This is a genomic window from Micromonospora sp. WMMA1976 (assembly GCF_027497335.1).
GTDB classification, from domain to species: domain Bacteria; phylum Actinomycetota; class Actinomycetes; order Mycobacteriales; family Micromonosporaceae; genus Micromonospora; species Micromonospora aurantiaca.
Genome location: NZ_CP114912.1, coordinates 6,427,129 through 6,443,329, shown reverse-complemented (window position 1 = coordinate 6,443,329; position 16,201 = coordinate 6,427,129). Strand labels below are relative to the sequence as shown.

15 protein-coding genes are annotated in these 16,201 nt (G+C 73.0%); 8 read left to right on the top strand and 7 right to left on the bottom strand.

Features of this window, described 5'->3' with window-relative positions:
- Window positions 1–10: 10 nt before the first annotated feature.
- The 3 genes from purL to purS all read right to left on the bottom strand — a co-directional run bounded on the left by purL (window position 11) and on the right by purS (window position 3,712).
- The gene (purL, locus tag O7546_RS29830; RefSeq protein ID WP_194802198.1) at window positions 11–2,704 is read right to left on the bottom strand and encodes a phosphoribosylformylglycinamidine synthase subunit PurL; all 2,694 of its coding nucleotides are present in this window, start codon (window positions 2,702–2,704) and stop codon (window positions 11–13) included.
- A 64-nt stretch (window positions 2,705–2,768) separates the two neighbouring features.
- On the bottom strand, window positions 2,769–3,452 hold the full coding sequence (gene purQ / locus O7546_RS29825; RefSeq protein WP_018785472.1) for a phosphoribosylformylglycinamidine synthase subunit PurQ: 684 nt from the start codon (window positions 3,450–3,452) through the stop codon (window positions 2,769–2,771).
- Window positions 3,449–3,712 carry a phosphoribosylformylglycinamidine synthase subunit PurS gene (gene purS, locus O7546_RS29820; RefSeq protein ID WP_013473439.1) on the bottom strand — a complete coding sequence of 88 codons (264 nt, stop codon included), beginning with the start codon at window positions 3,710–3,712 and terminating at the stop codon, window positions 3,449–3,451. The genes purQ and purS overlap by 4 nt, the downstream gene beginning before the upstream one ends.
- Window positions 3,713–4,184: 472 nt before the next feature.
- On the opposite strand from purS, the gene O7546_RS29815 reads away from it, so the two are divergent.
- Window positions 4,185–4,868, top strand: coding sequence for a trypsin-like serine protease (locus tag O7546_RS29815; protein ID WP_194802199.1), 684 nt, complete (start codon window positions 4,185–4,187; stop codon window positions 4,866–4,868).
- A gap of 12 nt (window positions 4,869–4,880) precedes the next feature.
- The gene (locus O7546_RS29810) at window positions 4,881–5,456 is read left to right on the top strand and encodes a YbjQ family protein (protein WP_194802200.1); all 576 of its coding nucleotides are present in this window, start codon (window positions 4,881–4,883) and stop codon (window positions 5,454–5,456) included.
- Window positions 5,457–5,554: 98 nt separating this feature from the next.
- Here O7546_RS29810 and purB read toward each other — a convergent pair whose 3' ends face one another.
- The 4 genes from purB to O7546_RS29790 form a co-directional block, all read right to left on the bottom strand.
- Window positions 5,555–6,979, bottom strand: a complete 1,425-nt coding sequence (gene purB, locus O7546_RS29805; protein ID WP_194800149.1) for an adenylosuccinate lyase — start codon at window positions 6,977–6,979, stop codon at window positions 5,555–5,557.
- 88 nt (window positions 6,980–7,067) lie between these two features.
- Window positions 7,068–7,817 (bottom strand): hypothetical protein, encoded by a 750-nt coding sequence (locus O7546_RS29800; RefSeq protein WP_194800150.1) that lies wholly within the window; start codon window positions 7,815–7,817, stop codon window positions 7,068–7,070.
- Window positions 7,814–8,329, bottom strand: a complete 516-nt coding sequence (locus O7546_RS29795) for a SigE family RNA polymerase sigma factor (protein ID WP_194800151.1) — start codon at window positions 8,327–8,329, stop codon at window positions 7,814–7,816. Before O7546_RS29795 ends, O7546_RS29800 begins: the two co-directional genes overlap by 4 nt.
- Before the next feature lie 94 nt (window positions 8,330–8,423).
- Complete coding sequence (locus tag O7546_RS29790; protein ID WP_069088131.1) at window positions 8,424–9,716, bottom strand: acetyl-CoA C-acetyltransferase; 1,293 nt, start codon at window positions 9,714–9,716, stop codon at window positions 8,424–8,426.
- A gap of 55 nt (window positions 9,717–9,771) precedes the next feature.
- On the opposite strand from O7546_RS29790, the gene O7546_RS29785 reads away from it, so the two are divergent.
- From O7546_RS29785 to O7546_RS29760, 6 genes are all read left to right on the top strand, one after another.
- A complete protein-coding gene (locus O7546_RS29785) occupies window positions 9,772–11,130 on the top strand; it encodes a 3-oxoacyl-ACP reductase (protein WP_194800152.1) in 1,359 nt (452 codons plus the stop codon).
- Entirely contained in the window at window positions 11,130–12,188 is a 1,059-nt protein-coding gene (locus tag O7546_RS29780; protein ID WP_228531846.1) for a MaoC/PaaZ C-terminal domain-containing protein, read from the top strand. Before O7546_RS29785 ends, O7546_RS29780 begins: the two co-directional genes overlap by 1 nt.
- A 78-nt stretch (window positions 12,189–12,266) precedes the next feature.
- A complete protein-coding gene (locus tag O7546_RS29775; RefSeq protein WP_194800153.1) occupies window positions 12,267–13,025 on the top strand; it encodes an NUDIX domain-containing protein in 759 nt (252 codons plus the stop codon).
- Window positions 13,022–13,963: a serine/threonine protein kinase gene (locus O7546_RS29770; RefSeq protein ID WP_194800154.1), complete on the top strand. Its 942-nt coding sequence runs from the start codon at window positions 13,022–13,024 to the stop codon at window positions 13,961–13,963. Before O7546_RS29775 ends, O7546_RS29770 begins: the two co-directional genes overlap by 4 nt.
- 10 nt (window positions 13,964–13,973) lie before the next feature.
- Complete coding sequence (locus O7546_RS29765; protein WP_281600297.1) at window positions 13,974–14,933, top strand: hypothetical protein; 960 nt, start codon at window positions 13,974–13,976, stop codon at window positions 14,931–14,933.
- On the top strand, window positions 14,930–16,189 hold the full coding sequence (locus O7546_RS29760) for an adenylosuccinate synthetase (RefSeq protein WP_281600296.1): 1,260 nt from the start codon (window positions 14,930–14,932) through the stop codon (window positions 16,187–16,189). Before O7546_RS29765 ends, O7546_RS29760 begins: the two co-directional genes overlap by 4 nt.
- Window positions 16,190–16,201: the final 12 nt, after the last annotated feature.

The following is a 16,201-nucleotide window of genomic DNA, read 5'->3' as shown; positions in this document are numbered from 1 at the left end:
GGCCAGCGCCTCAGCGCTGACCCGGCGCCGGCTCACCGGGAGCCGGACCGTCGGACCCGTCGGCATTCTCCGACTCGTCCTGGGCCGGGGTTCCGTCCACGGGCGTCGTCGCGTCGGCCTGCGCAGCCTCGTCCGGCGCGTCGGACTGCGCCTCGACAGCGGGTGCGGACGCCTCGGCGTCGGCCGGCGGGGTGTCCCGGCCGGCCTCTGCGATCGGCTCGGCGTCGACAGCGGCCGGGTCCACGCCGACCGGCTGCTCGGCGGTGGCCGGAAGCACAGTGGTGGTCCCGGTACGGGTCGCCTCCACCTCCACCCGGGCCGCCTCGGCGGCGCCGAACAGGCGCGGGAGCGTACCGGTGTGCGCCTCGCGCAGCTCGTCCAGGCCGATCCGGAACTGGCCGTGCACCTCCAGTGCGCCGGAGGCCGGGTCGGTGACGCCGATGAACTCCCACGGCACGCCGCGCTCGGCGCACAGGGCGGTGAACGCCTTCTCGTGGCCGCGCGGCACCGACACCAGCACGCGGCCGGCGGACTCGCTGAACAGGAAGACGAACGGCATCGAGCCACCGGCGAAGTGCTCCGGGACCACGACCCGGGCGCCCACGCCGCGGCGCAGGGCCGACTCGACGAGGCTCTGCGCCAGACCGCCGTCGGACAGGTCGTGCGCGGAGCTGAGGTGCCCGACCCGGGCCGCCTCGGCCATCAGCTCGGCGAGCTGCCGCTCACGGGCCAGGTCGACCTGCGGCGGGATGCCGCCCAGGTGCTCGTGCGTCACCCAGGCCCACTCCGAGCCGGACAGCTCGACGTGCGTCTCGCCCAGCAGGAACAGCTGGTCGTGGTCGCCGGCCGGGCGCGGCACGAAGCCCATCGGCACGCGGTCGGCGACGTCGTCGAGCACGCCCAGCACGCCGACCACCGGGGTCGGGTGGATGGCGGCGGCGCCGGTCTGGTTGTAGAAGCTGACGTTGCCGCCGGTCACCGGGATGCCCAGCTCCAGGCAGCCGTCCGCCAGGCCGCGCACGGCCTCGGCGAACTGCCACATCACGCCCGGGTCCTCCGGCGAGCCGAAGTTCAGGCAGTTGGTCACCGCGATCGGCTTCGCGCCGGTCACCGCCACGTTCCGGTACGCCTCGGCCAGCGCCAGCTTCGTCCCGTGGTACGGGTCGAGGCGGGCGTACCGGCCGTTGCCGTCGACCGAGAGCGCGACGCCGAGGCCGCTGCGCTCGTCGATCCGGATCACGCCGGAGTCCTCCGGCTGGGCGAGCACGGTGTTGCCGAGCACGTACCTGTCGTACTGCTCGGTGACCCAGGTCTTGTCGGCCAGGTTCGGCGACGCGATCATGCGCAGCACGGTCTCCCGGAGCGCCTCCGGGGTGCTCGGCCGGGGCAGCGTCTCGGCGCGGTCGGCCTGGAGCAGGATCAGGTCGGCCGGCTCACGCATCGGCCGGGCGTACACCGGACCGTCGTCGACGAGCGAGCCCGGCGGCACGTCCACCACGAGCTGGTCGCGCCAGGTGATGACCAGGCGGCCCGGCTGGCCGTCCGCCGACGGTGCGGTGACCTCGCCGATGGCGGTGGCCCAGACGCCCCACTTCTCGGCGGTCTTCAGCACGGCGTCGAGCTTGTCCGGCGAGACGACGAGCAGCATCCGCTCCTGGGACTCGCTGGCCAGGATCTCGTGCGGCTCCATCGACGGCTCGCGCAGCGGCACGCGCTCCAGCCAGACCCGCATGCCGGTGCCGGCGGAGGCGGCGGTCTCGGTGAGGGCGCAGGTCAGGCCGGCGCCGCCGAGGTCCTGGATGCCGACGACCAGTTCGGCGTCGTACAGCTCCAGGCACGCCTCGATGAGCAGCTTCTCCATGAAGGGGTCACCCACCTGCACGGACGGGCGGCGCTGCTCGCTGCCCTCGTCGAAGGTGGCGCTGGCGAGCACCGACACGCCGCCGATGCCGTCGCGGCCGGTCTTGGCGCCCATCAGCACCACGATGTTGCCGGGGCCGGTGGCGTCCTTCTTCTGCAGCCGGTCGACCGGCAGCACGCCCAGGCAGAGCGCGTTGACGAGCGGGTTCCCCTGGTAGCAGGGGTCGAAGACGACCTCGCCGCCGATGTTGGGCAGGCCCAGGCAGTTGCCGTAGCCGCCGACGCCGGCGACCACGCCGGGCAGGACCCGGGCGGTGTCCGGGTGGTCGGCCGCGCCGAAGCGCAGCGGGTCCATCACGGCGACCGGGCGGGCGCCCATGGCGAGGATGTCGCGGACGATGCCGCCGACGCCGGTCGCCGCGCCCTGGTATGGCTCGACGAAGCTCGGGTGGTTGTGCGACTCGACCTTGAAGGTCACCGCCAGCTCGTCGGAGACCCGGACCACGCCGGCGTTCTCGCCGATGCCGGCGAGCAGCCGGTCACTCGGCGGCGCCTTCTCGCCGAACTGGCGGAGGTGCACCTTGCTCGACTTGTAGGAGCAGTGCTCGCTCCACATGATCGAGTACATGGCCAGCTCGGCCTGGGTGGGCCGGCGGCCGAGGATGTGCCGGATCCGGTCGTACTCGTCGTCGCGGAGGCCCAGCTCGGCGTACGGCTGAAGCTCCTCCGGCGAGTCGGCGGCCCGGGGAACGGTGTCCACGCCCAGCGCCCAGTCGTCGTTCGGGCCGGCCTGCGGCACCACGCCCTGCGCCTCGCGCAGGGCCGGGTCCGGATGGGTGGTCATGACGTCTCCTTGCTGCGCTCGCCGCCGGTGCGGCGGGTGAGCCGACCGATGTTCCCGGCCACCATCACGCCGGCGCTCCCACCAGATGCTTGAGCACCGAGGTGAAGAAGCCGAGGCCGTCCAGGGAGGGGCCGGTGAGCGCCTCCACCGCGTGCTCGGGGTGCGGCATGATGCCGACGACGTTGCCGGCCTCGTTGGTGATAGCCGCGATGTCGCGCTGCGATCCGTTGGGGTTGCCGCCGACGTAGCGGGCGACGACGCGGCCCTCGCCCTCCAGCCGGTCGAGCGTCGCGGGGTCGGCGACGTAGCAGCCCTCGCCGTTCTTGACCGGGATGAGCACCTCCTGGCCCGGCTGGAACGCGTTCGTCCAGGCGGTGCCGGTGCTCTCGATCCGCAGGACCTGGTCCCGGTTGCGGAAGTGCAGGTGCTGGTTGCGGGTGAGCGCCCCGGGCAACAGATGGGCCTCGCAGAGGATCTGGAAGCCGTTGCAGATGCCGAGCACCGGCAGGCCACCGCGCGCGGCCTGGACGATCGTCTCCATCACCGGGGCGAACCGGGCGATGGCGCCGCAGCGCAGGTAGTCGCCGTAGGAGAAGCCGCCGGGCAGGACGACAGCGTCCACCCCGTGCAGGTCCGGGTCGCCGTGCCAGAGCCGGACCGCCTCGGCGCCGGCGATCCGTACGGCCCGGGCCGCGTCCCCGTCGTCGAGCGAGCCGGGGAAGGTGACCACACCGACCCGGGCGGTCACGACTGCGCGCCCGCGGTCTCGTCGGCGGTGACCACGCGGACGGTGAAGTCCTCGATGACCGGGTTGGCCAGCAGCTTGTCGGCGATCTCCCGGGCCCGGTCCAGGTCCGGTTCGCCGGTGAACTCGATCTCGATCCGCCTGCCGATCCGAACCGAGGCGACGTCACTGACGCCGAGGCGGGGCAGCGCGTTTGCGACGGCCTGGCCCTGCGGATCGAGGATCTCGGGCTTGAGCATGACGTCGACTACGACGCGAGGCACTGGGCACTCCTGACTGTGTACGCAGTTGGGTGCCGGCCCAACAATCGGGCGAGCGCAGCCAGCCTACCTGGCAGATACCGCCCGGCCCGCACCGGCCGGGGGCAGTTCCGGCACCGATCGGCGCCACCGGCAGGGCCGGACCGGCACCGTTGCCCGTTCGTTGCGGCGTCGATGCGAATTCGTTGCGCTGCGTGCTCGCCGGAGCCCTTCGACAACGCCTCCCAGCAGGCATTCTGCCGTGAAACACCCCACCTTGGACCGGTATCCGACAGCACACTCGTGCGGTACGCGGCGCGCGTCACGCCATCGGCGTGATTCGATCCGCACCTTGTGACAGAGGGTGTCGCGGTCGTAGCATGCATCGTCAGATGTCGATGAGTTAGATCGATGTCCCTCGCCGGCCCACCCCAAGCCGGCGGGTGTCACCCCCTGCCCGGCAACCCCCGGGCGTCCGCGCAGAAGGAGCCCCGACATGCGCCTCCGTCCCCTGCTCGCCGTGCTGACCACCGCGCTGGCCGGCGTCCTGGCCACCGCCTCCGGCGCCACCGCCGCGCCGGCCGGCCCCCAGCCGATCATCGGCGGCGGCACCGTCTCGTCCGCGCCGTGGGCTGCCGCCGTCTTCAGCAACGGCTCGTTCACCTGCTCCGGCAGCGTGATCGCGCCCCAGTGGGTGCTCACCGCCCGGCACTGCGTCAGCGGCACCATGTCGGTCCGGGTCGGCAGCGTCTACTACGCCTCGGGCGGCGTGACCCGAACCGTGAGCGCCTCCTACACCCGCTACGACCTGGCCCTGCTGCGCCTGTCCAGCACGGTCAGCACCTCCGCCGTCTCGCTCGCCAGCAGCAACCCGCCGGTCGGCTCGACGAACACGATCTACGGCTGGGGCATGACCTGCTACAGCGGCTGCGGCGCGTCGCCCCAGCTCAAGACCGCCACCGTCCAGGTGACCAGCACCAGCGTCACCGACGCGTACGGTGGCCAGGCGATCCGGAGCACCCGGGTCAACGGCAACGCGTGGCGCGGCGACTCGGGCGGCCCGCAGTTCTACAACGGCCGGCAGGTCGGCGTGGCCTCCACCGCCAACGGCACCACGATCCAGAACTACGGCAGTGTCGCGTACAACCGGTCCTGGATCACCTCGACGGCCGGTGTCTGACGGTTGATGCCGATGCGGCGCGGATCGGCCGGGTGCGTCCCGGCCGTCCGCGCCGCGCCGTTTTTCAGCATCCGTTCAGCTGAACACGGCTCGCGAACCACCCGGCCGGGGACTGACAGCATCGGAAGTGTGCTGGTCGTGACGACGGATCAACTGCCCGGCTACGAGATCCGCCAGATCCTCGGCGAAGTGGTCTCCTCGATGGCGAGGACCCGCAACCCGTACCGCGAGGGGGTCAAGAACCTGCGAGGTGGCGCCTACGACCCGATGGCGCCGGACAACCTGACCCGGTGGCGTACCGACTCGGTGGCCCGCCTCGGCGAGGAGGCGCGCCGCCTGGGCGCGAACGCGGTGATCGGCATGCGCTTCGACAGCCGGGACTGCGGCGAGATGTGGATGGAGATCTGCGCGTACGGCACGGCGGTGATCGTCGCGCCGAAGATGCCTGACGTCATGCCGCCGGACCAGCCGGCGATCGCGGCCGAGACCGCCCACGACCCGGAGATCGCCTCCGCTCCCGGCGGCATCGCCGAACCCGCGTCCGCCCCCAACCTGAGTTCCGCAGCCGAAACCCCCACCGGCCCCTGACCGGCCCGTTCACCGGGTCGATCATGAAGTTGACGGCAGGAATGATCTCCTTGAGTGCCGCCAACTTCATGATCGACCGGAAGAACCGGAAGAAGAGGTCAGAGGATGGGGGGCGGGGAGTAGGTGGCGGCCTCGGGGTGGGATTCGACGATCTTGGTGATTCTTGCGGTCACCCGAGTGACCTGGTCGGTGGCGGCGCCTACGAAGGCGTTGCGGTCGGCCACCAGGGTGTCGATCTCGGCCCGGGTGAGGCCCAGCCGGCCGTCTGCGGCGAGGCGGTCGAACAGGTCGTTCTCGGCCGCGCCCTTCTCCCGCATCGCCAGCGCCACGGCGACCGCGTGCTCCTTGATCACCTCGTGCGCGACCTCCCGGCCGACACCCCGGCGTACGGCGGCCACGAGGATCTTCGTGGTGGCGAGGAACGGCAGGAAACGCTCCAGCTCCCGGTTGATCACCGCCGGGTACGGGCCGAACTCGTCCAGCACGGTGAGGAACGTCTGGAACAGCCCGTCGGCGGCGAAGAACGCATCGGGCAGCGCGACCCGGCGCACCACCGAGCAGGAGACGTCACCCTCGTTCCACTGGTCGCCGGCCAGCTCACCGACCATCGACAGGTAACCTCGGATGATCACCGCGAAGCCGTTCACCCGCTCCGACGAGCGCGTGTTCATCTTGTGCGGCATCGCGCTGGACCCGACCTGGCCCGGCTTGAAGCCCTCGGTGACCAGCTCCTGGCCCACCATGAGCCGGATCGTGGTCGCCAGCGAGGACGGCGCGGCGGCCACCTGGGCCAGCGCGGAGAGCACGTCGAAGTCCAGCGAGCGCGGGTAGACCTGGCCGACGCTGTCCAGCACCCGGCGGAAGCCCAGGTGCCCGGCCACCCGCTGCTCCAGCTCGGCCACCTTGCCGGCGTCGCCGTCGAACAGGTCGAGCTGGTCGGCGGCGGTGCCCACCGGTCCCTTGATCCCGCGCAGCGGGTAGCGGCCGATCAGGTCCTCCAGCCGCTCGTACGCGATGAGCAGCTCCTCGGCCGCCGACGCGAAGCGCTTGCCGAGCGTGGTGGCCTGCGCGGCGACGTTGTGCGAACGGCCGGTCATCACCAGCGCGGAGTACTCGCCCGCGTGCCAGCCCAGCCGGGTCAGCGTGGCGACCACGCGGTCCCGGATCAGCTCCAGCGAGGCGCGGATCTGGAGCTGCTCGACGTTCTCGGTGAGGTCTCGGGAGGTCATCCCCTTGTGCACGTGCTCGTGCCCGGCGAGCGCGCTGAACTCCTCGATCCGGGCCTTCACGTCGTGCCGGGTGACCCGCTCGCGCGCCGCGATCGAGGCCAGGTCGACCTGGTCGACCACCCGCTCGTACGCCTCGACGACCCCGTCCGGCACCGGCACGCCGAGGTCACGCTGGGCCTTGAGCACCGCCAGCCAGAGCCGGCGCTCCATCCGGACCTTCTCCTCCGGCGACCAGAGGGCGACCAGTTCGGGCGAGGCGTACCGGTTGGCGAGCACGTTCGGGATCGTCGTCACGTACCTCAGTCTTTCATGAGGCCCGGGCCGGTCCCGGCGACGCCGGTACCCGGTCCGGCCTGTGGGCGGGCCGGACCGGGACACGGCGTCAGCCCAGCCGGATCTCCGGGTCGAGCGCGACCGCAGCCATCTCCTCGACTGTCATCAGATGCCGGTCGGTGGACGAGACCGTCTGCACCGACACGTTGGTGCCGTCGGCCCGCTCGACGGTCACGCTACGCAGGACCGTGCGCTTGGTCACCGACCCGACCAGGCGCCTGCCCTCCGTGTCGTGCGCCACCACGAGCTCACCCGCGGGGCCGGTGAAGGACCGGCACGTGACCTGGCCGGGGGTGCAGTCGCCCGGGCTCGTGTGGCCGGGGCGCATCCTGCCCACGTTGATGGTCAGATACGACCGGACCTCGCCCCTAGCGGCGACACCCACCGCGAACCAGCCGGTCATGGACTCCCACTGGAACGGCTTCACCGTCCACGGCGGCGTGTCGGTGACCGGGCCGTCCCAGGTCTCGCGGTCGGCGGTCGACCCGCCCTGCACCCACCGCAGGTCCGGCGCCTCCCGGTGGAACGCGGTAAGGATCGCCGCTTGCAGGCGCTCCGGCTCGGACCGGGCGGAGGCGGAGGCCGACGCGACCGGGAGGGTGGGCGCCGGGCCGCCTGACGCTCCCGGCTGCACGACCACGCCGACGCCGAACGCCAGCGCCAGCACCGCTGTCGCCGAGGCGTACGCGCCCACCCGACGCCGGCGACGCCGGCCCTCCCGCGCCACCAGGGCGTCCACGTCGACCGTCGTCGGCGGCGCGTCGCCGATCGCCGCGTCGAAGATCTGCCGGTACGTCATCGCCGCCTCCCGCTCTCCACTGTCGAATGGTGCGAGGCGAGCAGCCGCAGCGTCTCCAGCGCGCGGGCGGACTGGCTCTTCACGGTGCCGGTGGTGACGCCCAGGATCTGCGCGGTCTCCTCGACGGACAGGTCGCAGTAGAACCGGAGCACCACCACCGCCCGACGCCGCGGCGCGAGCCCGCCCAGCAGGTCCAGCAGCATCTCCCGCTCACCGACCGACGGCTCCCCGGCTGCCAGGTCCGCCCGGTCCGGCACCTCGTCGGTGCTGTGCTCCCGCCGCCACGGGCGGCGCCGTTCGTCCAGCCACGCGTTGGTGAGCATCCCCCGGACGTACGCGTCGATGTTGTTCGCGCCGAGCGCCCGTCGCCAGTTGCGGTAGAGCTTGCCCAGCGTGATCGACACCAGGTCGTCCGCCGTGTGCCAGTCCCGGCAGAGCAGGTACGCCGTGCGGCGCAGCGGCTCCAGCCGGGCGGTCACGTAGTCGCGGAACTCCTCGTCACGCCCGGTCACGGGGCGCCGCTCCTCGTTCGCCTCATGCCCAGGGGACGGAACGGGCCGGCAGGCGGGTTGCCCGCCCGGTGGAGAACCGGGCGGGACGCCGTCGTCAGCGCTCCAGGATCGCTGTCACGCCCTGCCCGCCGGCCGCACAGATGGAGATCAGGCCGCGCCCGCTGCCCTTCTGGTCCAGCAGCTTGGCCAGCGTGGCGACGATCCGGCCGCCGGTGGCGGCGAACGGGTGCCCGGCCGCCAGCGACGAGCCGTTGACGTTGAGCTTCTCCCGGTCGATGGAACCGAGCGGCGCGTCCAGGCCGAGGCGCTCCTTGCAGAACTCCGGCGACTCCCAGGCCGCCAGCGTCGCCAGCACCTGGGAGGCGAACGCCTCGTGGATCTCGTAGAAGTCGAAGTCCTGGAGGCTCAGCCCGGCGCGGGCCAGCATCCGCGGCACCGCGTACGTGGGGGCCATCAACAGGCCCTCGTCGCCGTGCACGAAGTCGACGGCGGCGGTCTCGGACCAGGAGAACCAGGCCAGCACCGGCAGGTTGTGCGCCTTGGCCCACTCCTCGGACGCGAGCAGCACCGTCGATGCGCCGTCGGTGAGCGGCGAGGAGTTGCCGGCGGTCATGGTGGCCCGCTCGGCGTCCGCACCGGAGGCGCCGAAGACCGGCTTGAGCGAGCCGAGCTTCTCCAGGCTGGTGTCCGGGCGCAGGTTCTGGTCGCGGGTCAGCCCCAGGTAGGGGGTCATCAGGTCGTCGAAGAACCCCTTGTCGTACGCGGCGGCGAGCCGCTGGTGCGAGCGCAGCGCGAGTTCGTCCTGCGCGGTCCGGTCGACGTTCCAGCGCAGCGCCGTGCGGGCCGCGTGCTCACCCATGGACAGCCCGGTACGGGGTTCGGCGTTGCGCGGGATCTCCGGCTTGAACGGCTGGTGCGGGCGCAGCTTCGCCGCGATCTTGAGTCGTTCGCCGAGCGTACGGGCGGAGTTGAGCTGGAGCAGCGTGCGCCGCATGTCCTCGTTGACGGCGAGCGGCGCGTCCGAGGTGGTGTCGACGCCACCGGCGATGCCGACCTCGATCTGCCCGAGGGCGATCTTGTTGGCGACCAGGATGGCCGCTTCCAGCCCGGTGCCGCAGGCCTGCTGGATGTCGTACGCGGGGGTGTGCGGGTCGAGCCGGGAGCCGAGCACCACCTCACGGGTGAGGTTGAAGTCGCGGGAGTGCTTGAGCACCGCGCCGGCCACCACCTCGCCGACCCGCTCGCCGGCCAGCCCGAACCGGGCGACCAGCCCGTCGAGCGCCGCACCGAGCATGTCCGCGTTCGACGCGTGCGCGTAGCGCGAGTTGGACCGGGCGAAGGGGATGCGGTTGCCCCCGATGACCGCGACCCGCCGGACACTCTGCACGATCGGCCTCCCTCGAAACTGTTGCCCGAACCCTACTCGCCAGTAGGCTACGCCTATGACCGACAGGTACGCGAGCTTCGTCCAGACGGGGGCCGGTCGCGCGCTGGTCAAGCGCCTCGGGCTGCCCGACCCGCCCCGACTGCGCCGACACACGCCGGGTGACCCGCTCGTTCCCGGGCCGGTCCTGCTCGGCTCCTCGGCCGGCGGCCGGATCGCCGAGCCGGCCGGGAAGATCCTGACCGCCGCCGGGGTCGAGCTGGCCGACCCGGTCGCCGCCCACGACGCCGACCGCCGCTTCGCGGCCCTGATGTACGACGCCAGCGGCATCACCGACTCCGCCGGGCTGCGCCAGCTCTACGACTTCTTCCACCCGCAGGCCCGCTCGCTGGTGCCCAGCGGCCGGGTGATCGTGCTGGGCACGCCGCCGGCCGAGTGCGGCTCCCCCCGGGAGGCTACCGCCCAGCGCGCGCTGGAGGGCCTGACCCGCAGCATCGGCAAGGAGTTCGGCCGGGGCGTGACGGCCCAGCTGGTCTACGTCACGCGCGAGGGTGACGCCGGCACCCCGGTGAGCCTGGAGTCCACGCTCCGGTTCCTGCTCTCCGGCCGGTCCGCGTACGTCTCGGGCCAGGTGATCCGGGTCGGCACCGGCACCGCCGTCGCCCCGGCCGACTGGGACCGGCCACTCGACGGGCAGGTGGTGCTGGTGACCGGCGCGGCCCGGGGCATCGGCGCGGCGCTGGCGAAGGTGCTGGCCCGCGACGGCGCGCAGGTGGTGGCGCTGGACATCCCGGCGGCCGGGGACGAGCTGGCCGCCGTCGCCAACGACATCGGCGGCAGCGCGGTGCAGCTCGACCTGACCGCGCCGGATGCGCCGACCCGGCTGGCGGAGCACCTGGCGTCCCGGCACGGGCGGGTCGACGTGGTGGTGCACAACGCGGGCATCACCCGGGACAAGACGCTGGGCCGGATGGACGCCGACCGGTGGGACTCGGTGATCGACGTGAACCTGTCCAGCCAGGAGCGCATCAACGACGTGCTGCTGGAACGCGACCTGATTCCGGCCGGCGGCCGGATCGTCTCGGTCTCGTCGATCGCCGGGATCGCCGGCAACCGGGGGCAGACCAACTACGCGACGAGCAAGGCCGGCGTGATCGGCCTGGTCGACTCGCTCTCCCCGGTGCTGCGCGAGCGCGGGATCAGCCTGAACGCCGTGGCGCCGGGCTTCATCGAGACCCGGCTGACCGCGCGTATCCCGCTGACCATCCGCGAGGCGGGACGGCGGATGAACAGCATGGCCCAGGGCGGCCTGCCGGTGGACGTGGCCGAGACGATCGGGTGGCTCTCCTGGCCGGCGACCGGCGCGGTCAGCGGCAACGTGGTCCGGGTCTGCGGCCAGAGCCTCCTGGGGGCGTGATGCCGAAGGACCACGAGGACGACGACCTGACCCTGCACGACCTGATCGAGGGCCCCACCCGCGACCTCACGGCGGCCCGAGCCGCCGCCCTGGCTCGCACGCAGGCCCGCCCCTCCTCCGACGATCATGAAGTTGACGGCATTTCTGGAGATCCACAAGGCAGCCAACTTCATGATCAACGGGGTGAAGGAGCGGCGGGGCGGCGGCGGGTGGAGTTGGACGGGCTGCCGGCCAGTTCGGCGCTTTATCGGCGGGCGCTACTCGGGGTGGTGCCTGGGGTCGGGGGGCGGCGCGGTGGGGACGTGCCGGGGCTGGAACTTGCCGTTGGCGGGGTCGCTGTGGATCAGCGGCACCTGGCGGACTACGACCGGGTGTGCGGGTTCCGGCTGACCGACCGGCTGCCGGCGACGTACCTGCACGTGCTCGGGTTCCCGCTGTCGCTGCGGCTGATGACGGGTCCGGGCTTTCCCATCCCGCTCACCGGCGTGGTGCACGTGGCCAACCGGATCACCGTGCACCGCCCGGTCGAGGTCGGCGAGAACGTCGACTTCCACACGTACGCGGAGAACCTGCGCCCGCACGAGCGGGGCCGCCAGCTCGACGTGGTGCTGGTCGGGTCGATCGGCGGCGAGGAGGTGTGGCGCGGCGTGTCCACGTACCTCGGGAAGGAGCGCGCGTCCGGCGGCGGCCCGCGGCGCGACAGGGGCGACCGCCCGGCGCCGCCGGCCGCCTCGGCCCGGTGGCGGGTGACACCCCGCGTGGGTACGGACTACGCCCGGGTCTCCGGCGACCACAATCCGATCCACACGTCGAAGCTGGGCGCGCGGCTGTTCGGCTTCCCGCGCCCGATCGCGCACGGCATGTGGAGCAAGGCCCGCTGCCTGGCCGCGCTGGAACCCCGGCTGCCCGAGGCGTACACGGTGGACGTGTCGTTCAAGCTGCCGGTGCCGCTGCCGTCGACAGTCGCGTTCAGCGCCTCGACGACCGGCGCGGGCTGGGACTTCGCGCTGCACAGCGCCCGGGACGGAAGGCCGCATCTGGTCGGTTCGGTGCGCTGAGCGAAAGAGGGGACTTGCCGTCCCCTCTTTTCGGCGCTAAGTTGTTCTCAGATTGAGTTGTTCTCAACCTGAGAGTGAGTGACCGTGAACGAGCAGGACTTCCTCGCCGGGTACGACCCCCGGGACTACCCCGCGGTCGCGGTCACCGTCGACGTGGTCGCCCTGACCATCCGCGAGGGCGCGCTGCACCTGCTGCTGATCCGCCGGGGTGCGCCGCCCTACGCGGGGCACTGGGCGCTGCCCGGCGGCTTCGTCCACCCGGACGAGGACCTGACCGCGGGCGCCCGGCGCGAGCTGGCCGAAGAGACCGGCCTCGGCGGCGAGCGGCTGCGCCGGGTGCACCTGGAACAGCTCGGCAGCTACGGCGCCCCCGACCGCGACCCGCGCATGCGGGTGGTCTCGGTCGCGCACCTGGCATTCGCCCCCGACCTGCCCGACCCGGTCGCCGACACCGACGCCGACGAGGCGATCTGGCTGCCGGTCACCGCGCTCACCAGCCGGCAGCTCGCCTTCGACCACGGCCGGATCATCGACGACGGCTTGGAGCGCGCCCGCTCCAAGCTGGAGTACACGCCGCTGGCCACCCGGTTCCTCGCCCCCGAGTTCACAGTCACCGAGCTGCGGGAGGTCTACGAGACGGTCTGGGGCCACCCGCTGCACGCCGGCAACTTCCACCGCAAGGTGCTCTCGGTGCCCGGCTTCGTGGAGAGCACCGGCGCCAGCACCGAACGCGGCGGCGCGCGCGGCGGCCCCCGGGCCAAGCTCTACCGCGCCGGAGACGCCCGGCTGCTGCACCCGGCGCTCCTGCGCCCCGCCCGGGAGGAGACGGTGCGGTGAGGACCGAGGAGGCGATCCGGCTGGTCACCGCTGCGCGTACCGACGCCGACCTGTTCGGCACGCAGGAGCCGGCCCGCCGCTACCGCGAGCTGGTCGGCGCGCTGCACCCCGACCGGCTGGGCGCGGCCGAGCCCGGGGTACGCGCCGCCGCCGCCGAAGCGCTGGTCACCGTCACCACCCGGTGGCGCACCCCCGCCCCGACGTACGCCGGCGACGTCGCCGACCTGCACGACCACGGGGACGGGCGGCTGCTCAAGGTGGCCCGGCACCCCGGCGACAACGACCTGATGGCCCGCGAGGCGCGCGCGTTGCGCCGGATCGCCGAGCGCGGCGACGCCAAGCACCTCGCATACGTGCCCCGGCTCGTCGACTCCTACCCGGCGCGTGACCCGTCCACGGGCGTGCAACGGCAGGTCAACGAGCTGGTGACCGTACCCGGGCTGCGCAGCCTGGACGACGTACGCCGCGCGTACCCGGACGGGCTGGACCCGCGCGACGCGGCCTGGATGTGGCGGCGGCTGCTCGTGGCGCTCGGCCTGGCCCACCGGGCCGGCGTGGTGCACGGCGCGGTGCTGCCCCGGCACGTCCTGATCGAGCCGGACGCGCACGGCGTGGTGCTCGTCGACTGGTGCTTCTCGGCCGAGCCCGGTGGGCTCGTGCCGGCGCTGGTGCCCGGCCACGAGGCCTGGTATCCGCCGGAGGTCGCCGCGAAGCGGCAGTGCGGCCCGGGCACCGACATCGCGATGGCCGCCCGCTGCATGACCTGGCTGATGGGCGACCGCGCGCCGCGCGAGCTGCGCGCCTTCGCCGACGGCTGCCAGGGCGCCGCGCTCGCCAGCCGGCCGGACGACGCCTGGCGGCTGCTGCGCGAACTGGACGAGGTGCTGCACCGGCTGTACGGGCCGCGCACCTTCCGACCCTTCACCCTCAACCCGTAGGGAGGCTGCCGTGGGCAGTGGAATCTGGTCCACCGACGTGTACGACGCCGCCGACCGTTACCGGCGCCGCACCGGAAAGAGCGCGTTCTCGTACAGCGACAGCGGCGCCCGCAAGGTGCACCCGGCGCTCGACCCGCGCGACGCGCTGCGGGAGAGCCGCGACTCCGCCGAGCACCCGCAGTCGACGCCGATCGCCGTGCTGTTCGACGTCACCGGCTCGATGGGACACGTACCCCGGGTGCTGCAGAGCAAGCTGCCGCAGCTGCTCGGCCTGCTGCTGCGGCAGGGGTACGCGAAGGACCCGCAGGTCATGTTCGGCGCGATCGGCGACGCCACCTGCGACCGGGTGCCGTTGCAGGTCGGGCAGTTCGAGTCCGACAACCGGATGGACGACGACCTCGGCCGGATCGTGCTGGAGGGCGGCGGTGGCGGCCAGATGATGGAGTCGTACGAGCTGGCGCTCTATTTCATGGCCCGGCACACGGCCACCGACAGCTGGGACAAGCGCGGCCGGCGCGGCTACCTGTTCATCATCGGCGACGAACTGGCGTACCCGGCGGTGAAGGCCGCTGAGGTGACCCGGCTGATCGGCGACGGCCTGGGCGAGGACATGCCGGTCCGGCAGATGGTGGACGAGGTGACCGCGCGCTGGGACACCTACTACCTGCTGCCCGCCGGCAGCCACTACGCGGGCAACCGCAAGGTGCTGGACTTCTGGCGCGGCCTGCTCGGGCAGAACGCTGTCGAGCTGGACGACCTGGACGCGGTCTGCGAGACGATCGCGCTCACCGTCGGCCTCGGCGAGCAGGCCATCGACCTGGACGCCGGGCTGCGCGACCTGGACCGGGCCGGCTCCACCGCCACCCGGACCGTCTCGAAGGCGCTCGCCCGGCTCGGCTCCGGCCGGCGTGCGGTGGCGACGCTGCCGTTCAGCCCGGCCGACGGCGGAAGCGGGGTCACCCGGCTGTGAACCACGTGACGGTGGTCGACCTCGGCTACGGCGACGCCGGCAAGGGCACAGTGGTGGACCTGCTCTGCGCCACCCGGCAGGTGCACACGGTGGTCCGGTTCAACGGGGGCGCGCAGGCGGCGCACAACGTCGTCCTGCGCGACGGGAGGCACCACACGTTCGCGCAGTTCGGCGCCGGGACGTTCCGTCCGGGCGTACGGACACACCTGGCGCGGCACGTGGTGGTGGACCCGCTGGCGCTGGCCGCCGAGGCCGATCACCTCGCGTCGGTCGGCGTGCCGGACGCGCTCGACCGTCTGACAGTGGACGGGGAGGCGCTGCTCGCCACCCCGTACCACCGGGCCGCGAACCGCGCCCGGGAGATCGCCCGGGGAGCCGACCGGCACGGCTCCTGCGGGCTCGGGGTGGGCGAGGCGGTCGCGTACGGCCTCGCCCACCCCGACGAGGCACCCCGGGTGGCGGACTGCCGCCGCCCGGCGGTGCTGCGCCGGCGGCTGACCGCGCTACTGGACCGGCTCACCGCCGAACTGGGCCCGCTCGACGCGCCGCCGGTGGAGGACTGCCTGCCCGCGTACGCGGCCTTCGCGCGCCGGGTCGCGATCGTCGACCGGACCTGGCTGGCATCCGCGCTGCGCGAGGGCACCTGCGTGTTCGAGGGCGCCCAGGGGGTGCTGCTGGACGAGTGGCACGGCTTCCACCCGTACACGACGTGGAGCACCACGACGTTCGCCAACGCCGAGACGCTGCTCGCCGAGGCGGGCATGGCCGGTACCGCGCAGCGGCTCGGCGTGCTGCGGGCCACCACCACCCGGCACGGTCCCGGGCCGCTGGTCACCGAGGACGCGGCGCTGCCGTTCACCGACCGCCACAACGGGACGAACCCCTGGCAAGGCCGCTTCCGGTTCGGGCACTTCGACGCGGTCGCCCACCGGTACGCGCTGGAGGTGGCCGGTGGGGTGGACGGGCTGGCGCTGACCCACCTCGACCTGGCCGGCCCGGAGCTGCGGATCTGCCGCCGGTACGACGGTCTGGACCGGCTCGTCCCCGGCCCGGCCGGTGACCTGGACCGGCAGGCGGCGCTCACCGAGCGGCTGATGCGGGCCCGGCCGGTGCTGGACGAGTCGCCCGCCGACTGGCCGGCTGCGGTCTCGGAGGCGCTGGGGGCGCCGGTGGTGCTCACGTCGCGCGGGCCCACGGCCGAGGAGAAGGAAGGGCCCCTTGTTGACGCCTTTTGCACGGGAAGGGCCCGGGCTTAACACCGCACCCCC

What these genes read in the sequence shown, in the direction of transcription:
- O7546_RS29785 (WP_194800152.1), top strand. Translation starts at nt 9,772, where the DNA reads ATGACCGACAGGTACGCGAGCTTCGTCCAGACGGGGGCCGGTCGCGCG.
- O7546_RS29780 (WP_228531846.1), top strand. Translation starts at nt 11,130, where the DNA reads ATGCCGAAGGACCACGAGGACGACGACCTGACCCTGCACGACCTGATC.
- O7546_RS29800 (WP_194800150.1), bottom strand. Translation starts at nt 7,817, where the DNA reads ATGACGTACCGGCAGATCTTCGACGCGGCGATCGGCGACGCGCCGCCG.
- O7546_RS29815 (WP_194802199.1), top strand. Translation starts at nt 4,185, where the DNA reads ATGCGCCTCCGTCCCCTGCTCGCCGTGCTGACCACCGCGCTGGCCGGC.
- O7546_RS29810 (WP_194802200.1), top strand. Translation starts at nt 4,881, where the DNA reads ATGCGGCGCGGATCGGCCGGGTGCGTCCCGGCCGTCCGCGCCGCGCCG.
- purL (WP_194802198.1), bottom strand. Translation starts at nt 2,704, where the DNA reads ATGACCACCCATCCGGACCCGGCCCTGCGCGAGGCGCAGGGCGTGGTG.